The organism is Sphingomonas sp. S-NIH.Pt15_0812 (assembly GCF_003951315.1).
Classification (GTDB): Bacteria; Pseudomonadota; Alphaproteobacteria; order Sphingomonadales; family Sphingomonadaceae; genus Sphingomonas.
Genome location: NZ_QLJH01000016.1, coordinates 65315 through 78756 on the forward strand (window position 1 = coordinate 65315; position 13442 = coordinate 78756).

A 13442-nucleotide genomic window follows, 5' to 3' on the forward strand; every position below is an offset into this window, starting at 1 on the left:
CCGTCCGCCAGATGACGATTTGGTCAGGAACGCCGACGCATCAGCCCCCCAGCGTCAGATGCGCGATCAGACCGGGACGATTGTCCCCCAGCGTCAGCGTGCCCTCATGCAGGTGCGCCACCGCCGCCGCCAGCGTCAGGCCCAGGCCCGCACCGCTCTCGCTGCGCGCGGCATCCAGCCGTCCGAAGCGCTTCATTGCCTCCGGACGGCGGTCGGCGGGAATGCCGGGGCCGTCGTCGACGACGCTGATCGCGACGCCACCCGCGACTCGCGTTGCCGTGACTTCCACCTGTCCGTCGCCATATTTCAGCGCATTGTCGACCAGATTGGCGAGCGCCTGGCCGAGGATCTCGCGATGCGCGACGATCGGCAATGTCGCCGGCACCGTCGCCGACACGGTCATGCCGCGATCCTCGGCCAGCGGCTCGAACATCTCGACCAGATCGCGGATCATCGTCGCCAGATCGATCGCGACAAAGGCTTCCCGGCCCAGCCCCGCCTCCGCGCGGGTGATGCGCAAGGCGGTGTCGAGCATCGCCAGCAGCCGGTCGCCTTCGTCCAGGGCACGGAGCACGGCGACGCGCGCGCCCTCGTCCTGGCTGGCGGCGAGCGCCCGTTCCAGTGTCGCGCGCAGGCGGGTGAGGGGGGAGCGCAGGTCGTGCGCCAGCCCATCGGTCGCGACCTTCAACTCGGTCATCAGCGTCGCGATCCGGTCCAGCATCGCATTGACCGAGACGGCGAGCGCCTCGAACGCGTCCCGGCTGCCGTCGAGCGCCACCCGCCGTGCCAGGTCGCCGGCCGCCACGGCCTCGGCGGTGGCGACGGTGCGGCCCAGCCGCGCCTCGATCATCCGCGCGGCCAGCCATGCGCCCAGGCCGGCCAGCGCGACCGCCATGGCCATCGCCACCGCCATCGCGTCCTCCATCACCCGGGCGAAGCGCAGCTCGCGCTCGATGACATGGCCGGTCAGCAGCCGCTCGCCATCGGGCAGGCGGCTGGCGACGACCCGCATCCGTTCCGGCGTGTCATGGCCGATGCGGAAGATCTCGATCGTCTCATGATCGTGCGCCAGCGACACGGTCGGCGGCCAGTCGGCGACATTGCCGGCGATCCGGCGGCCCGCCGCATCGGTCAGCAGCACCACGCCCTGCGGCACGCCGACCGTCGCCATCCGCACGTCGATCGCGCGCCGGACCGCCGCGGGGCCGCCGCGGGCGTATTGGGCGCTGATCTGCCGGCGCAGCTTCTCGGCGATGATCTGCGCATCCTCGGCGATCTGCGCCTGGGTCAGGAAGCGGATCGTCGCGATCGTGGTCGCCGCGCCGATCAGCTGGCACGCGAAGACCAGCGCCGCGAAGCGCAGCGTGGTCGACCGGGCCAGGCGTCGTCTTATCGCTCCGTCCCCAGCTTATAGCCCGATCCGCGCACGGTATGGAGCAGTGGCCGCGCGAACCCCTCGTCGATCTTCTTGCGCAAGCGGCTGATATGCACGTCGGTGACGTTGGTGCCGGGATCGAAATGGTAATCCCACACCCCCTCCAGCAACATGGTGCGGGTGACGACCTGGTCGACATGCTGGAGCATGAATTCGAGCAGGCGATATTCGCGCGGTTGCAGGTCGATCGGCTTGCCGGCCCGCTTCACCCGGTGGGCGAGCAGGTCCATCTCCAGATCGTCGCATACCAGCCGCGTCTCCACCGCCGGGCCGGCGACGCCGCGCCGGATCAGCAGCCGCACGCGGGCCAGCAGTTCGGCGAAGACGAACGGCTTGGTGAGGTAATCGTCTGAGCCGGAGGTGAGGCCCGATACCCGGTCCTCGGGCGAGCTCATCGCCGACAGGATCATCATCGGCGTCGCGATGCCGGCGGCGCGGACGGCGGCGAGCACCGCCATGCCGTCCATGCCCGGCAGCATCCGGTCCAGTATGATGCAGTCGTAACTGCCGTCGGTGGCGTGGAACAGGCCGTCGCGGCCATTGGCGGCGCGGTCGACCAGAAATCCCTCTTCGCGAAGGCCGTTGGCGATATAGTCGGCGGTAGAGCTATCGTCCTCCACCAAGAGGATTCGGTTTGCCACGCTGTTCTCCTGCCGGCGGCGATAGCAGGTGGATCGGCAGTTCGTCACCCCCGCGTCGTACACGTAACGAAATCGGGCCCGGATCGGCCAGATGATGCCGCAGGGCGCGCAGCGAGGGATGGTCCAGGCCGTCGATCGCGACCACCGCATCGCCGACGCGCATCCCGGCACGCTGCTCGATTCCGCCGGTGCGCAGGCTGGTCACGACCGGTTCGGGCCCGTCCGGCTCGTCGAGCATCGCGAAGGTCGCATCCTGCTGCCGGGTCCGCATCGGCAGGTCGAGCGGCCCCGACAGGACCAGCGCGGCGGTGACCGTCGCGCCCGCCAGTCCGGTCATCGAGGCAAGGGCCCAGGGCGGCCGGATCACGATCGTTGCTCCACGGCTGCGATCAGCCGGTCCAGCCGCTCGGCGATCGCCACGTCCAGCTTCTCGTGCAGGCGCAGGATCTCCAGTTCGGTGCGCAGATTGACCTCATAGTCCAGGCTGGCGGCCAGCCGGTCCTTCGCCGCCTGCCGGTTCTGGCTCATCATGATCACCGGCGCCTGGATCGCCGCCAGCGTCGAGAGCATCAGGTTGAGGAAGATATAGGGATAGGGGTCGAAGCTCAGCCCCCAGTGCGACAGCACGTCGCTGTTCAGCAGCATCCAGCCGAGCAGCACCACCGTGAAGGCGATGATGAAGCCCCAGCTGCCGCCGATCGCCGCCACCCGGTCGGCGAGCCGATCGCCCAGGGTCGCCCGCTCGTCCGCCACGTCCGCCGCATCGCGGGAGATCGGCAGCCGTTCCTGCATCCGGTCGAGCACATGCTCCTCCTCCGGGTCCAGCGGGCGGCTGTGACGGCCGAGCAGATGCAGGAAGCCCGATGGGCGGCTGGCGGGCGGATGGGCGGGCATCGGCGGTCCTCAAGATCCTTTCGTCTCGTGCTTGTGCCGCATCGCGGCTGGTAGGCGGGTGGAAGCGGGATGACCGATCGGTCATATTGCGCGGACGCCGGCCCTCCGCCTTGCGCCAGATTACGGAAAGTTCAGTTTCCCCCCAGCCGGCCGCCACCGGCCCGCGCCTAGTTCCATCGGATGAAGAGGGCGGGACAACCGATATGATCAGGCGATTGGCGGGGATGGCGGCGGCGATGGTGATCGGCACCACGCCTCTGGTCGCCGAGCCCCAGGCCACCGGTTCGGTGGTGGAGGGCTTGTGGATCAACCCGACCAGCAGCGTCGCGGTGCGGACCGGGGCGTGCAACGACCATCTTTGCGGCTGGATCGTCTGGGCCGATCGCGGCGCGGCGGCGGATGCGCGGAGCGGCGGCGTCGCGTCGCTGGTCGGCACGGAACTGCTGGTGGACTACGCCGCGCGCGGCGACGGCAGCTGGGCCGGCACCGTGTTCGTGCCCGACATGGGCCGCCGCTTCTCCTCGACGCTGGTGCCGCTCGGTCGCAATGCGATGCGGGTGAAGGGCTGCGTGGTCGGGGGGCTGCTCTGCAAGGCGCAGGTCTGGCAGCGGATCGAGCATCTGCCCCATGAGTGACATCGCCCGCGCCCGCCTGACCGAATGGATCGGTCGGCACCGCCGCTATGGCTCGGTGCTGGTCGTGATGCTGCTGGTCGGCCTGGGGCTGGGGGCGCTCCACCACCTGACCCGGACGATTAGGCTGGCGGACGTGACCGCCGCCTTCCACGCGATCGATCGCGGACAGGTGGCGGCCGCGGTGGCGTTGACCATCGCCAGCTATCTGGCGCTGACCGTCTATGACGTGCTGGCGCTCCGCATCGTCGGCCGGCCGCTGCCGTGGCGGACGGCGGCGATGGCGTCCTTCACCAGCTATACGCTCAGCCATAATCTGGGGCTGGCGCTGCTGACCGGCGGGTCGGCGCGCTATCGCATCTATACCCGCGCCGGGCTGGACGGTCCGGACGTGGCGCGCGTCGTCGCGATCGCCGGCGCGACCTTCTGGATGGGGGTGATGGCGGTGACCGGCGCGGCGCTGGTCCTGCATCGCGGGCCATTGGTGCTGGGCGAGGTGTCGCTAGGCGCGACGGCCGCGCAGATGATCGGCATCGCCATCGTCGTCGCGATCGTCCTGCTGCTGCTGCTCTGCTCCTTCGGTCCGCGCCGGGTCGGCTGGCGGGGATGGAGCGTCCCCCTGCCCAGCGGCCGGCAGGCGCTGGCGCAGATCGGCATCGCCACGATCGACCTGGCCGCCGCCAGCGCCGCGCTGTTCCTGCTGATCCCCGGCGCGGACCCGACGCTGCTGCCGCTGTTCATCCTGGCCTATGCGCTGGCGATCGTCGCGACGCTGATCAGCCATGTGCCGGGCGGCATCGGCGTGTTCGAGGCGGTGGTGCTGGCGGCCGTGCCGGTCGACCGCACCGCGCTGTTCGCGGCGCTGATCGCCTATCGCGTCCTCTATTATCTGTTGCCGCTCGCCATCGGCATCGTCCTGCTGGTGTTGCACGAGGGGCAGCGCCGCCACCCCAACACCTTTCGCGGCGCGCAACAGGTCGCGACCGGGATCGCGCCGCTGCTGATGAGCGCGGCGACCTTCGGCGGTGGCGCGGTGCTGCTGCTGTCGAGCGCCCTGCCGGCCATTCCCGCCCGTCTGCACGACCTGTCGCGGGTGGTGCCGCTGCCCTTCATCGAGGCGTCGCACTTCGCCTCCAGCCTGGTCGGCACCGGCCTGCTGCTACTCGCGCCGGGCCTCTACCGCCGGCTCGACGGCGCGCTGATCGCGACGCGCGCGCTGCTGGTGGCGGGCGCGGCGTTCAGCCTGTTCAAGGGCATCGACTATGAGGAGGCGATCGTCTGCCTGACGATCGCGGGGCTGCTCCATTATACGCGCGACGCCTTCTACCGCCGCACCGCCCTGGTCGCGCGGCCGCTGTCGCCGGCCTGGCTCGCGAGCATCGCGGTGGTGATCGCGGTGTCGGTCTGGGTCGGCTTCTTCTCCTACAAGCGCGTCGGCTATAGCGACCAGCTCTGGTGGGAGTTCGGCACGCGCGACGATCCCTCGCGCTTCCTGCGCGCCAGCCTGGGGGCGGGGGTGGTGCTGGCGGTGGCCGTCTGCTGGCGGCTGTTCCTGCCCGCGCCCGCCCGGCCCGGCGACCAGGCACGCGAGGAGGAGGTGCTCGCCGTCCTCGCCACGGCGGAGCGGACCGACGCGATGCTGGCGCTGACCGGCGACAAGCGCTTCCTCTTCTCGCCCGATGGCAGCGCCTTCGTCATGTATCAGGTGCGGGGATCGAGCTGGATAGTGATGGCCGACCCGGTCGGCGCGCGCGAAGCCTGGGCCGACCTGCTCTGGCAGTTGCGCGCGCTGGCGGATGCCGCGCAGGGGCGGCTGCTGCTCTACCAGATCAGCGCCGAGGTGCTGGAGATCGCGATCGAGATGGGCCTCCAGATCATCAAATATGGCGAGGAGGCGATCGTCGACCTCCATCGCTTCACGATCGAGACCGGGGTGAAGCGGTCGCTGCGCCATGCGGTGCGCAAGCTGGGGCGCGAAGGTGCGGTCTTCGCGCTGGTGCCGGCCGCCGATCTGCCCTCGGTGCTGCCCGAACTCCGCCGGGTGTCCGACGAATGGGTCGTGGCGAAGCGGCATCGCGAGAAGGGGTTCAGCCTGGGCCGGTTCGACGACCATTATCTGTCGCATTTCGACTGCGCGGTGGTGCGGGTCGAGGGCCGGATCGTCGCCTTCGCCAATGTCTGGCGCACCGGTGACCAGGGGGAATTGTCGGTGGATCTGATGCGTCACGCCAACGACGCGCCGTCCGGCGTGATGGACTTCCTGTTCGTCGAGCTGATGCAATGGGGCAAGGCGCAGGGCTATGCCCGGTTCAACTTGGGCCTAGCGCCGCTCTCGGGTATCGAGGGGCGGCGGCTGGCCCCGGCCTGGGCCAAGGCGGCGGCATTGCTGTTCCGGCACGGCGAGCGCTTCTACGGCTTTCGCGGCCTGCGCGCGTACAAGGAGAAATATGCGCCGGACTGGGCCCCGCGCTACATCGCCGGGCCGGGCGGGCTGTCGCTGCTGCGGGCGTTGCGCGACCTCAACCTGATGATCGGCCGGCCTCGGTTGATGCCCGGTCGGGGAGACGTCCCCGTCCAGGGGGAGGAGGTTTCCCATGAACCGGCATGATCGCCGGGGGGCGCGGTGGTTCGTAGAGGCTTGGTCGCCGGCGCGCCACCGCTCAAACGCTTCTGCCGAAGGGGGCCGACGGAATGATCGCACTGGGTGACGCGGTGGAATTTGTCTTCGATCTCGGGCAATGGCTGGCCGAGTTAGCCTATCGGCGGTGGAGCCGGGCTGGCGCGATGCTCGCCCTGATCCTGTTCCTGATCGGTATCGGCGTGATCCTCTGGCTGATCGCCGGGTAGCGGTATCGCCATCCTTCCATTCCATCGACATCGATACGAAAAAGGGGCGACTCCCGCATGGGAATCGCCCCTTTTCTGCTGAACACCGGTCGCCAGACTTCCGCCCCGCGACCGGCTTCACCGAAAGGCGGCGGGCCGGAGCCCGCGCGCCTCGTCGGATTACTTCAGCTCGACGGTCGCGCCGGCTTCCTCGAGCTGCTTCTTCAGCTTCTCGGCCTCGTCCTTGTTGATGCCTTCCTTGACGGGCTTCGGAGCGCCCTCGACCAGCGCCTTGGCTTCGGTCAGGCCCAGGCCGGTGATCGCGCGGACTTCCTTGATGACGTTGATCTTCTTGCCACCGTCGCCGGTCAGGATCACGTCGAACTCGGTCTTCTCTTCGGCGGCCGGGGCAGCGGCGCCACCAGCGGCCGGAGCGGCTGCGACGGCAGCGGCGGCCGAGACGCCCCACTTCTCTTCGAGCATCTTCGAGAGCTCGGCGGCCTCGAGGACGGTCAGCTCGCTCAGCTGGTCAACCAGCGCGTTCAGGTCTGCCATGTGTAATCTCCATGTCGGGGCGATTTGGCCCCAGATGTCGTGAAATCAAAAACCAGGAATGCCCGAAATTCAGGCCGCTTCCTTCTCCGCGTAGGCGGACAGCACGCGGGCGATCTGCGCCGCGGGAGCCTGGGTGATGGTCGCGAGCTTCGTCGCCGGAGCGACGATGAGGCCCACGATCTTCGCGCGCAGTTCATCCAGCGAGGGCAGGGTCGCCAGCGCCTGAACGCCAGCCACGTCGAGAGCGGTCGAACCCATCGCGCCGCCCACGATTTCGAACTTGTCGTTCGTCTTCGCGAAGTCGACGGCCACCTTGGCGGCCGCGACCGGGTCGGTCGAGGTGGCGAGGCCGACCGGGCCGGTCAGCATGTCGCCGATCGATCCATAGTCGGTCCCGTCGAGCGCGATCCTGGCAAGCTTGTTCTTCGAGACCTTATAGGCCGCGCCGGCTGCCCGCATCTTGTTGCGCAGATCCGTCGATTGCGCGACGGTCATGCCGAGGTTGCGGGTGACGACCACCACGCCGACCTCGGAGAAGGTGCGGTTCAGTTCGGCGACGGCTGCGGCCTTTTGAGCACGATCCATGCCATTCTCCACGTTCATGGACAGGCCCCGTGAAGGGCATGTCCGGTTACAGCCGGCAGGGCGATGGCCCGGCCGGTTTGTCCATCGATGGGGAATGGGTGCAGACCGGACGCGCCGCAGGGGCGATGCCGGTAAAATCCGTTTCCCCGTCTCGGCAGGATATTAAGATCGGCCAGAGTGCCGATCGCCTGCTGTCTAGGACGAGTGTCTGCCGGGCGGACCCGGCGGACGCGGGCTCCCCTTAGCGGAAAGCGCGGGCAAGTCAACCGCGCCGATCCCGCTGCAATCGCCGTTGACCCGACCGCACGCCGCGCTATCGCTGCGCCGGCAAACGGAGGGATGCGATGCGGAAGCTGTATGCGGATGCGAGCGCGGCGCTGGACGGGCTGCTGTTCGACGGGATGACGATCTGCGCGGGCGGGTTCGGCCTGTGCGGCATTCCGGAACGCCTGATCGATGCGATCCAGGCCTCGGGCGTCACCGGCCTGACAATCGCCAGCAACAATGCCGGCATCGATAACGAGGGGCTGGGCAAGCTGCTCCGCTCGCGCCAGGTCGCCAAGATGATTTCCTCCTATGTCGGCGAGAACAAGGAGTTCGAGCGGCAATATCTGGCGGGCGAGCTGGAGGTGGAGTTCTGCCCGCAGGGGACGCTGGCGGAGCGCTGCCGGGCGGGCGGCGCCGGCATTCCCGGCTTCTACACCAAGACCGGCGTCGGCACCCAGGTGGCCGAGGGCAAGGAGGTCAAGGTCTTCGACGGGGAGGAGTATATCCTGGAGCGCGGCATCCGCGCCGACCTGTCGATCATCAAGGGTTGGAAGGCGGACGAGAGCGGCAACCTGATCTTCCGCAAGACGGCGCGCAACTTCAACCAGCCGATGGCGACGGCCGGCAAGGTCTGCGTCGCCGAGGTGGAGGAGGTGGTGCCGGTCGGCAGCCTGGACCCGGACCATATCCATCTGCCCGGCATCTATGTGAAGCGGATGATCGTCGGCGCGCCCTATGACAAGAAGATCGAGTTCCGCATGACCCGCTCGCGCGAGACGGCGGCGGCATGATGCCCGCGCGGCTGTTGCTGGCCGCATCGGCCCTGGCCGGCCTGTCCGGCTGCGTGGTCGCGCCGGTCAGCCTTTCCTCACCCGCCGCCACGACGCGGGTGCTGACCGCGCCCGCCACGGTCGATGGCGTGCCGGCGGGGATGCAATATCTCTACGGCTCGGGCGAGGCGGCGGCGATCGGCCTCCAGATGTGGCGCGGGCTGACCGACTATGTCGCGCGCCAGGTCCGCGCCCGCCCGCGCGACTCGGTGGCGCTGGCGCCCGGCGCCACGCTCGCCGCGCCGCGCTATCTGGCTTGCGGAGGCAAGCCCTTCGCCGCCGTGTTCGATGTCGACGAGACGGTCGTGCTCAACCTGGGGTTCGAACGCGACGCCGCCGGTGGGCGCGCCTATGAGGAGGCGCGGTGGAAGGCCTATGAGCGGACCGGCGGCACCACCGCGCGGGCTGTGCCCGGCGCGGTGGCGGGCATCCGCGCCTTGCGCGCGATGGGCGTGGCGGTGATCTTCAACACCAATCGCTCGGTCGACAGTGCCGCGGCGACCCGGGCGATGATCGAGCGGCTGGGGCTGGGGCCGGCGGTGCCGGGCGACACGCTCTATCTGGCCGATGCGACCACGGGGTCGCGCAAGGACAGCCGCCGCGCCGCGATCGCCGCGCGCTATTGCGTGGTGGCGATGGGCGGCGACCAGCTCGGCGATTTCAGCGACCTGTTCAACCAGGGGCAGACCCCGGCCGAGCGCCGCGCCGCCACCGAGGCGCCGGCCATCGCCGCCCGCTGGGGCGCGGGTTGGTTCGTGCTGCCCAATCCGGTCTATGGCTCGGCGCTGAAAGGCCGGCTGGACGAGGTGTTCCCGGCCGACTCGGCCTGGGCCCCGGAGCCGTGAGGCGATCGATCCGAAACATGCGGAAGGAATTGTGATGGCTACCAAGGGCTGGGACCGCAATCAGATGGCGGCGCGCGCCGCGCAGGAACTGGAGGACGGATTCTACGTCAACCTCGGCATCGGCATCCCGACCCTGGTCGCCAACAATATCCCCGCGGGGATGACGGTGACGCTCCAGTCGGAGAACGGGATGCTCGGCATCGGGCCGTTCCCCTATGAGGACGAGGTCGATCCCGACCTGATCAACGCCGGCAAGCAGACGATCAGCGAGTTGCCGCAATCCGCCTATTTCAGCAGCGCCGACAGCTTCGCGATGATCCGGGGCGGGCATATCGACCTGACCGTGCTCGGCGCGATGGAGGTCAGCGAGGGTGGCGACATCGCCAACTGGATGATCCCCGGCAAGATGATCAAGGGCATGGGCGGCGCGATGGACCTGGTTGCGGGCGTCAAGAAGATCATCGTCGTGATGGAGCATGTCGCCAAGAACGGCGATCCGAAATTCCTGCCCGCCTGCACCCTGCCGCTGACCGGCCGCAACGTCGTCGACATGATCGTCACCGACCTCGCGGTGTTCCAGCGGCCCGATCACCAGTCGCGCTTCCGCCTGGTCGAATGCGCGCCGGGCGTGTCGGCCGAAGAGGTGCGCGCCAAGACGACGGCCGCCTACGACGCATGAGCGTCGGCGGCGACGTAATCTTTCGTCTGCCGCTGGCGCTTTCGCCGCAATATCAGTAAAGGCCGCGCCATCATGGCCAGTCGTCCGCTCACCCTGTACGAGAAGATCTGGGCCGCCCATGTCGTGGAGCGCCGCGACGACGGGACGTGCCTGATCTATATCGACCGTCACCTCGTCCACGAAGTCACCAGCCCGCAGGCGTTCGAGGGGCTTCGCGCCGCCGGTCGCCGGGTGCGCCGGCCCGAGCTGACGCTGGCGGTGCCGGATCATAACCTGCCGACGACCCCGCGGGTCGATGCCGCGGGCCGGCTGCTGCCGATCGCCGATCCGGAAAGCGCGCAGCAGCTCGATGCGCTCCGCCGCAACACCGCCGAGTTCGGCATCGACTATATCGACGCGACGGCGGCCGAACAGGGCATCGTCCATGTCGTCGGGCCCGAGCTCGGCTTCACCTTGCCGGGCACGACTTTGGTCTGCGGCGACAGCCATACCTCGGCGCACGGCGCGCTCGGCGCGCTGGCGTTCGGCATCGGCACGTCGGAGGTGGAGCATGTGCTTGCCACCCAGACCCTGCTGCTCCAGCCGTCGAAGACGATGGAGATCCGGGTCGACGGCACGCTGGGCTATGGCGTCAGTCCGAAGGACGTAATCCTGGCGATCATCGGTCGGATCGGCGCGGCGGGCGGCACCGGCTATGTCGTCGAATATACCGGCGAGGTGTTGCGCGCCATGTCGATCGAGGGACGGCTGACCGTCGCCAACATGTCGATCGAGGGCGGCGCGCGCGCCGGGCTGGTCGCGCCCGACCAGACCACGATCGATTATGTTCGCGGGCGCCCGATGGCCCCAACCGGCGCGGCTTGGGACAAGGCGGAGGCGTGGTGGCGGACGCTGCCGAGCGATCCAGGCGCGGTCTATGATCGCAGCGTGGTGCTGCACGCCAGCGACATCGCGCCCTCGCTGACCTGGGGCACCAGCCCCGAGGATGTCGTGCCGATCACCGGCCATGTGCCCGATCCCGACAGCTTCGCCGATCCCGCCAAGCGGGCGGCGGCGCGCAAGTCGCTGGACTATATGGGCCTGACCCCCGGCACCGCGATGCAGGACGTGGGCGTGCAGCATGTCTTCATCGGGTCGTGCACCAACAGCCGGATCGAGGATCTGCGCGCCGCCGCGGCGGTCGCCCATGGCCGCAAGGTGGCGGACGGGGTGCGGGCGATGGTCGTGCCCGGATCGGGGCTGGTGAAGCGCCAGGCCGAGGCCGAGGGGCTCGACCGGGTCTTCACAGGCGCCGGGTTCGAATGGCGCGAGCCGGGCTGTTCGATGTGCCTGGCGATGAATCCGGACAAGGTGCCGCCCGGCGAGCGCTGCGCCTCGACCAGCAATCGAAATTTCGTTGGTCGTCAGGGGCCGGGTGCGCGTACACATCTGGTGTCGCCGGCCATGGCGGCGGCGGCGGCGGTGACCGGGCGGTTGGCCGATGTGCGGGAATTGATGGGAGATACGCAATGAAGAGGGTCCTGATCCTGCTGGTCGCGGGCGCGCTGATGAGCGGCATCGCCGCCTATAGCGCCAGCGTCGCCCGACCGGCCGCGCAGCCGGGCACGCCCGCCACGCGCTGATCCGCGCGCTCCATCGACCAAGGACGGACAGCTTCGTGAACCCCGTGACCATCGTCAGCGGCACCGCCTATCCCTGGGGTGCCAAGAATATCGACACCGACGTCATCATCCCCGCGCACTGGCTGAAGACGATCAGCCGCACGGGACTGGGACGCGGCGCGTTCGAGACGGTGCGCGCGGTGCCGGGCAATATCTTCGACGACCCGCGCTATGCCGGTGCGCCGATCCTGATCGCCGGCGACAATTTCGGCTGCGGGTCGAGCCGCGAACATGCCGCCTGGGCGCTGGTCGACATGGGCGTGCGCGCGGTGATCGCGCCCTCCTTCTCGGACATCTTCTCCGGCAATGCCTTCAAGAACGGCATCATCCCCGTGGTGCTGCCGCAGGAGGCGATCGACCGGCTGGTGGAGGCGGCGGCGGATGCGCCGATCACCGTCGACCTGGAGACGATGACCGTCACCAGCGCCTATCAGGACCGGTTCGCCTTCACGCTCGACCCGTTCCGCCGCCGCTGCCTGATGGAGGGGCTGGACGAGATCGGCTTGACCTTGGCGCAGGATACCGCGATTTCGAAATTCGAGGGCGAGCTCGCCGAGCATCGCCCCTGGATCGAGGAGAGACGCGGCTATGAAGGCATTGCTGTCCAAGGCGCCGGGCGGACCTGAAACTCTGACATTGACGGAGGCGGCCGATCCGGTCGCGACCAGGGGACAGGTGGTGGTGCGGGTGAAGGCCTGCGCGATCAACTATCCCGACGTGCTGATCATCGAGGATCGCTACCAGTTCAAGCCGCCGCGCCCCTTCGCGCCGGGGGGCGAGATCGCCGGGATCGTCGACCATGTCGGCGAGGGTGTCAGCGGATTCCAGCCCGGCGACCGGGTGATCGCGATGGTCGGCCATAACGGCCTGGCCGAGCAGGTCGCTGTCGATGCGGCGCGCCTCTATCGCCTGCCCGAGGGGCGCAGCTTCGCCGAGGGGGCGGCGCTGCTGCTGACCTATGCCACCACCATCCATGCCCTGCTCGACCGGGGACGCCTGGCGGCGGGGCATCGCCTGCTGGTGCTGGGCGCGGCGGGCGGCGTCGGGCTGGCGGCGATCGAACTGGGCAAGGCGTTCGGCGCGACCGTCGTCGCCGCCGTGTCCTCCGAGGAAAAGGCCGCCGCCGCCCGGGACGCGGGCGCGGATGAGGCGATCGTCTATGGCCGCGCGCCCTTCGACAAGGACCAGTCCAAGGCGCTGGCCGAACGCTTCAAGGCGGCGGGCGGCAAGGCCGGGTTCGACGTGATCTACGACCCGGTCGGCGGCGACTATGCCGAGCCGGCGTTGCGCGCGATCGGCTGGGAGGGCCGCTATCTGGTCGTCGGCTTCCCGGCGGGCATCCCGAAACTGCCGCTCAACCTGACGCTGCTGAAGAGCTGCGACGTGTGCGGCGTCTTCTGGGGGGCCTTTGCAGCGCGCGATCCGCAAGCCAATGCCGCGCATGTCGACCACCTGTTCCGCCTGTGGGAAGAGGGACGCATCGCGCCGCGCGTCACCGAAACCTATCCCCTGGAACGCGGCGGCGAGGCGATCGCGAAGATGGCCGCGCGCGGCGCGATCGGTAAGCTGGTGGTCACCATCGACGACTGACC

The 13442-nt window shown here is 69.1% G+C and carries 15 protein-coding genes; 9 read left to right on the top strand and 6 right to left on the bottom strand.

Annotated elements, in window-relative coordinates; all coding sequences use genetic code 11:
• Positions 1-40 precede the first annotated feature (40 nt).
• From BRX43_RS12115 to BRX43_RS12130, 4 genes are all read right to left on the bottom strand, one after another.
• Complete coding sequence (locus BRX43_RS12115) at positions 41-1171, bottom strand: HAMP domain-containing sensor histidine kinase (RefSeq protein WP_241214926.1); 1131 nt, start codon at positions 1169-1171, stop codon at positions 41-43.
• Positions 1172-1389: 218 nt separating this feature from the next.
• Complete coding sequence (locus BRX43_RS12120) at positions 1390-2076, bottom strand: response regulator transcription factor (RefSeq protein WP_125995201.1); 687 nt, start codon at positions 2074-2076, stop codon at positions 1390-1392.
• Complete coding sequence (locus BRX43_RS20860) at positions 2042-2443, bottom strand: hypothetical protein (protein WP_125995203.1); 402 nt, start codon at positions 2441-2443, stop codon at positions 2042-2044. Before BRX43_RS20860 ends, BRX43_RS12120 begins: the two co-directional genes overlap by 35 nt.
• Positions 2440-2970: a DUF1003 domain-containing protein gene (locus BRX43_RS12130; protein WP_125995205.1), complete on the bottom strand. Its 531-nt coding sequence runs from the start codon at positions 2968-2970 to the stop codon at positions 2440-2442. The genes BRX43_RS20860 and BRX43_RS12130 overlap by 4 nt, the downstream gene beginning before the upstream one ends.
• A 203-nt stretch (positions 2971-3173) precedes the next feature.
• Here BRX43_RS12130 and BRX43_RS12135 point away from each other — a divergent pair, with 203 nt between their 5' ends.
• The 3 genes from BRX43_RS12135 to BRX43_RS20310 all read left to right on the top strand — a co-directional run bounded on the left by BRX43_RS12135 (position 3174) and on the right by BRX43_RS20310 (position 6449).
• Positions 3174-3605: a DUF2147 domain-containing protein gene (locus BRX43_RS12135; protein ID WP_241214927.1), complete on the top strand. Its 432-nt coding sequence runs from the start codon at positions 3174-3176 to the stop codon at positions 3603-3605.
• Entirely contained in the window at positions 3598-6210 is a 2613-nt protein-coding gene (mprF, locus tag BRX43_RS12140) for a bifunctional lysylphosphatidylglycerol flippase/synthetase MprF (protein ID WP_125995206.1), read from the top strand. The genes BRX43_RS12135 and mprF overlap by 8 nt, the downstream gene beginning before the upstream one ends.
• A gap of 83 nt (positions 6211-6293) precedes the next feature.
• A complete protein-coding gene (locus tag BRX43_RS20310) occupies positions 6294-6449 on the top strand; it encodes a hypothetical protein (RefSeq protein ID WP_164523594.1) in 156 nt (51 codons plus the stop codon).
• 159 nt (positions 6450-6608) lie between these two features.
• Here BRX43_RS20310 and rplL read toward each other — a convergent pair whose 3' ends face one another.
• The gene (gene rplL, locus BRX43_RS12145; RefSeq protein WP_125995208.1) at positions 6609-6983 is read right to left on the bottom strand and encodes a 50S ribosomal protein L7/L12; all 375 of its coding nucleotides are present in this window, start codon (positions 6981-6983) and stop codon (positions 6609-6611) included.
• A gap of 69 nt (positions 6984-7052) precedes the next feature.
• Entirely contained in the window at positions 7053-7568 is a 516-nt protein-coding gene (gene rplJ, locus BRX43_RS12150) for a 50S ribosomal protein L10 (protein WP_125995244.1), read from the bottom strand.
• Positions 7569-7912: 344 nt separating this feature from the next.
• Here rplJ and BRX43_RS12155 point away from each other — a divergent pair, with 344 nt between their 5' ends.
• From BRX43_RS12155 to BRX43_RS12180, 6 genes are all read left to right on the top strand, one after another.
• Positions 7913-8626, top strand: coding sequence for a CoA transferase subunit A (locus BRX43_RS12155; RefSeq protein WP_125995210.1), 714 nt, complete (start codon positions 7913-7915; stop codon positions 8624-8626).
• On the top strand, positions 8623-9510 hold the full coding sequence (locus BRX43_RS12160; protein WP_125995212.1) for an HAD family acid phosphatase: 888 nt from the start codon (positions 8623-8625) through the stop codon (positions 9508-9510). The genes BRX43_RS12155 and BRX43_RS12160 overlap by 4 nt, the downstream gene beginning before the upstream one ends.
• 34 nt (positions 9511-9544) lie before the next feature.
• Positions 9545-10189 (top strand): CoA transferase subunit B, encoded by a 645-nt coding sequence (locus tag BRX43_RS12165; protein WP_125995214.1) that lies wholly within the window; start codon positions 9545-9547, stop codon positions 10187-10189.
• A gap of 72 nt (positions 10190-10261) precedes the next feature.
• On the top strand, positions 10262-11701 hold the full coding sequence (leuC, locus tag BRX43_RS12170; protein WP_125995216.1) for a 3-isopropylmalate dehydratase large subunit: 1440 nt from the start codon (positions 10262-10264) through the stop codon (positions 11699-11701).
• Positions 11702-11846: 145 nt separating this feature from the next.
• Entirely contained in the window at positions 11847-12476 is a 630-nt protein-coding gene (gene leuD, locus BRX43_RS12175) for a 3-isopropylmalate dehydratase small subunit (RefSeq protein ID WP_125995218.1), read from the top strand.
• On the top strand, positions 12439-13440 hold the full coding sequence (locus tag BRX43_RS12180; RefSeq protein WP_206433197.1) for an NADPH:quinone oxidoreductase family protein: 1002 nt from the start codon (positions 12439-12441) through the stop codon (positions 13438-13440). The genes leuD and BRX43_RS12180 overlap by 38 nt, the downstream gene beginning before the upstream one ends.
• Positions 13441-13442 lie beyond the last annotated feature (2 nt).

Coding starts and splice junctions, on each gene's coding strand:
- leuC (WP_125995216.1), top strand. CDS start 10,262: ATGGCCAGTCGTCCGCTCACCCTGTACGAGAAGATCTGGGCCGCCCAT.
- BRX43_RS12165 (WP_125995214.1), top strand. CDS start 9,545: ATGGCTACCAAGGGCTGGGACCGCAATCAGATGGCGGCGCGCGCCGCG.
- rplL (WP_125995208.1), bottom strand. CDS start 6,983: ATGGCAGACCTGAACGCGCTGGTTGACCAGCTGAGCGAGCTGACCGTC.
- BRX43_RS20310 (WP_164523594.1), top strand. CDS start 6,294: ATGATCGCACTGGGTGACGCGGTGGAATTTGTCTTCGATCTCGGGCAA.
- BRX43_RS12135 (WP_241214927.1), top strand. CDS start 3,174: ATGATCAGGCGATTGGCGGGGATGGCGGCGGCGATGGTGATCGGCACC.
- mprF (WP_125995206.1), top strand. CDS start 3,598: ATGAGTGACATCGCCCGCGCCCGCCTGACCGAATGGATCGGTCGGCAC.
- rplJ (WP_125995244.1), bottom strand. CDS start 7,568: ATGGATCGTGCTCAAAAGGCCGCAGCCGTCGCCGAACTGAACCGCACC.
- BRX43_RS12180 (WP_206433197.1), top strand. CDS start 12,439: ATGAAGGCATTGCTGTCCAAGGCGCCGGGCGGACCTGAAACTCTGACA.
- BRX43_RS12155 (WP_125995210.1), top strand. CDS start 7,913: ATGCGGAAGCTGTATGCGGATGCGAGCGCGGCGCTGGACGGGCTGCTG.
- BRX43_RS12115 (WP_241214926.1), bottom strand. CDS start 1,171: ATGGCGACGGTCGGCGTGCCGCAGGGCGTGGTGCTGCTGACCGATGCG.
- BRX43_RS12160 (WP_125995212.1), top strand. CDS start 8,623: ATGATGCCCGCGCGGCTGTTGCTGGCCGCATCGGCCCTGGCCGGCCTG.
- BRX43_RS12130 (WP_125995205.1), bottom strand. CDS start 2,970: ATGCCCGCCCATCCGCCCGCCAGCCGCCCATCGGGCTTCCTGCATCTG.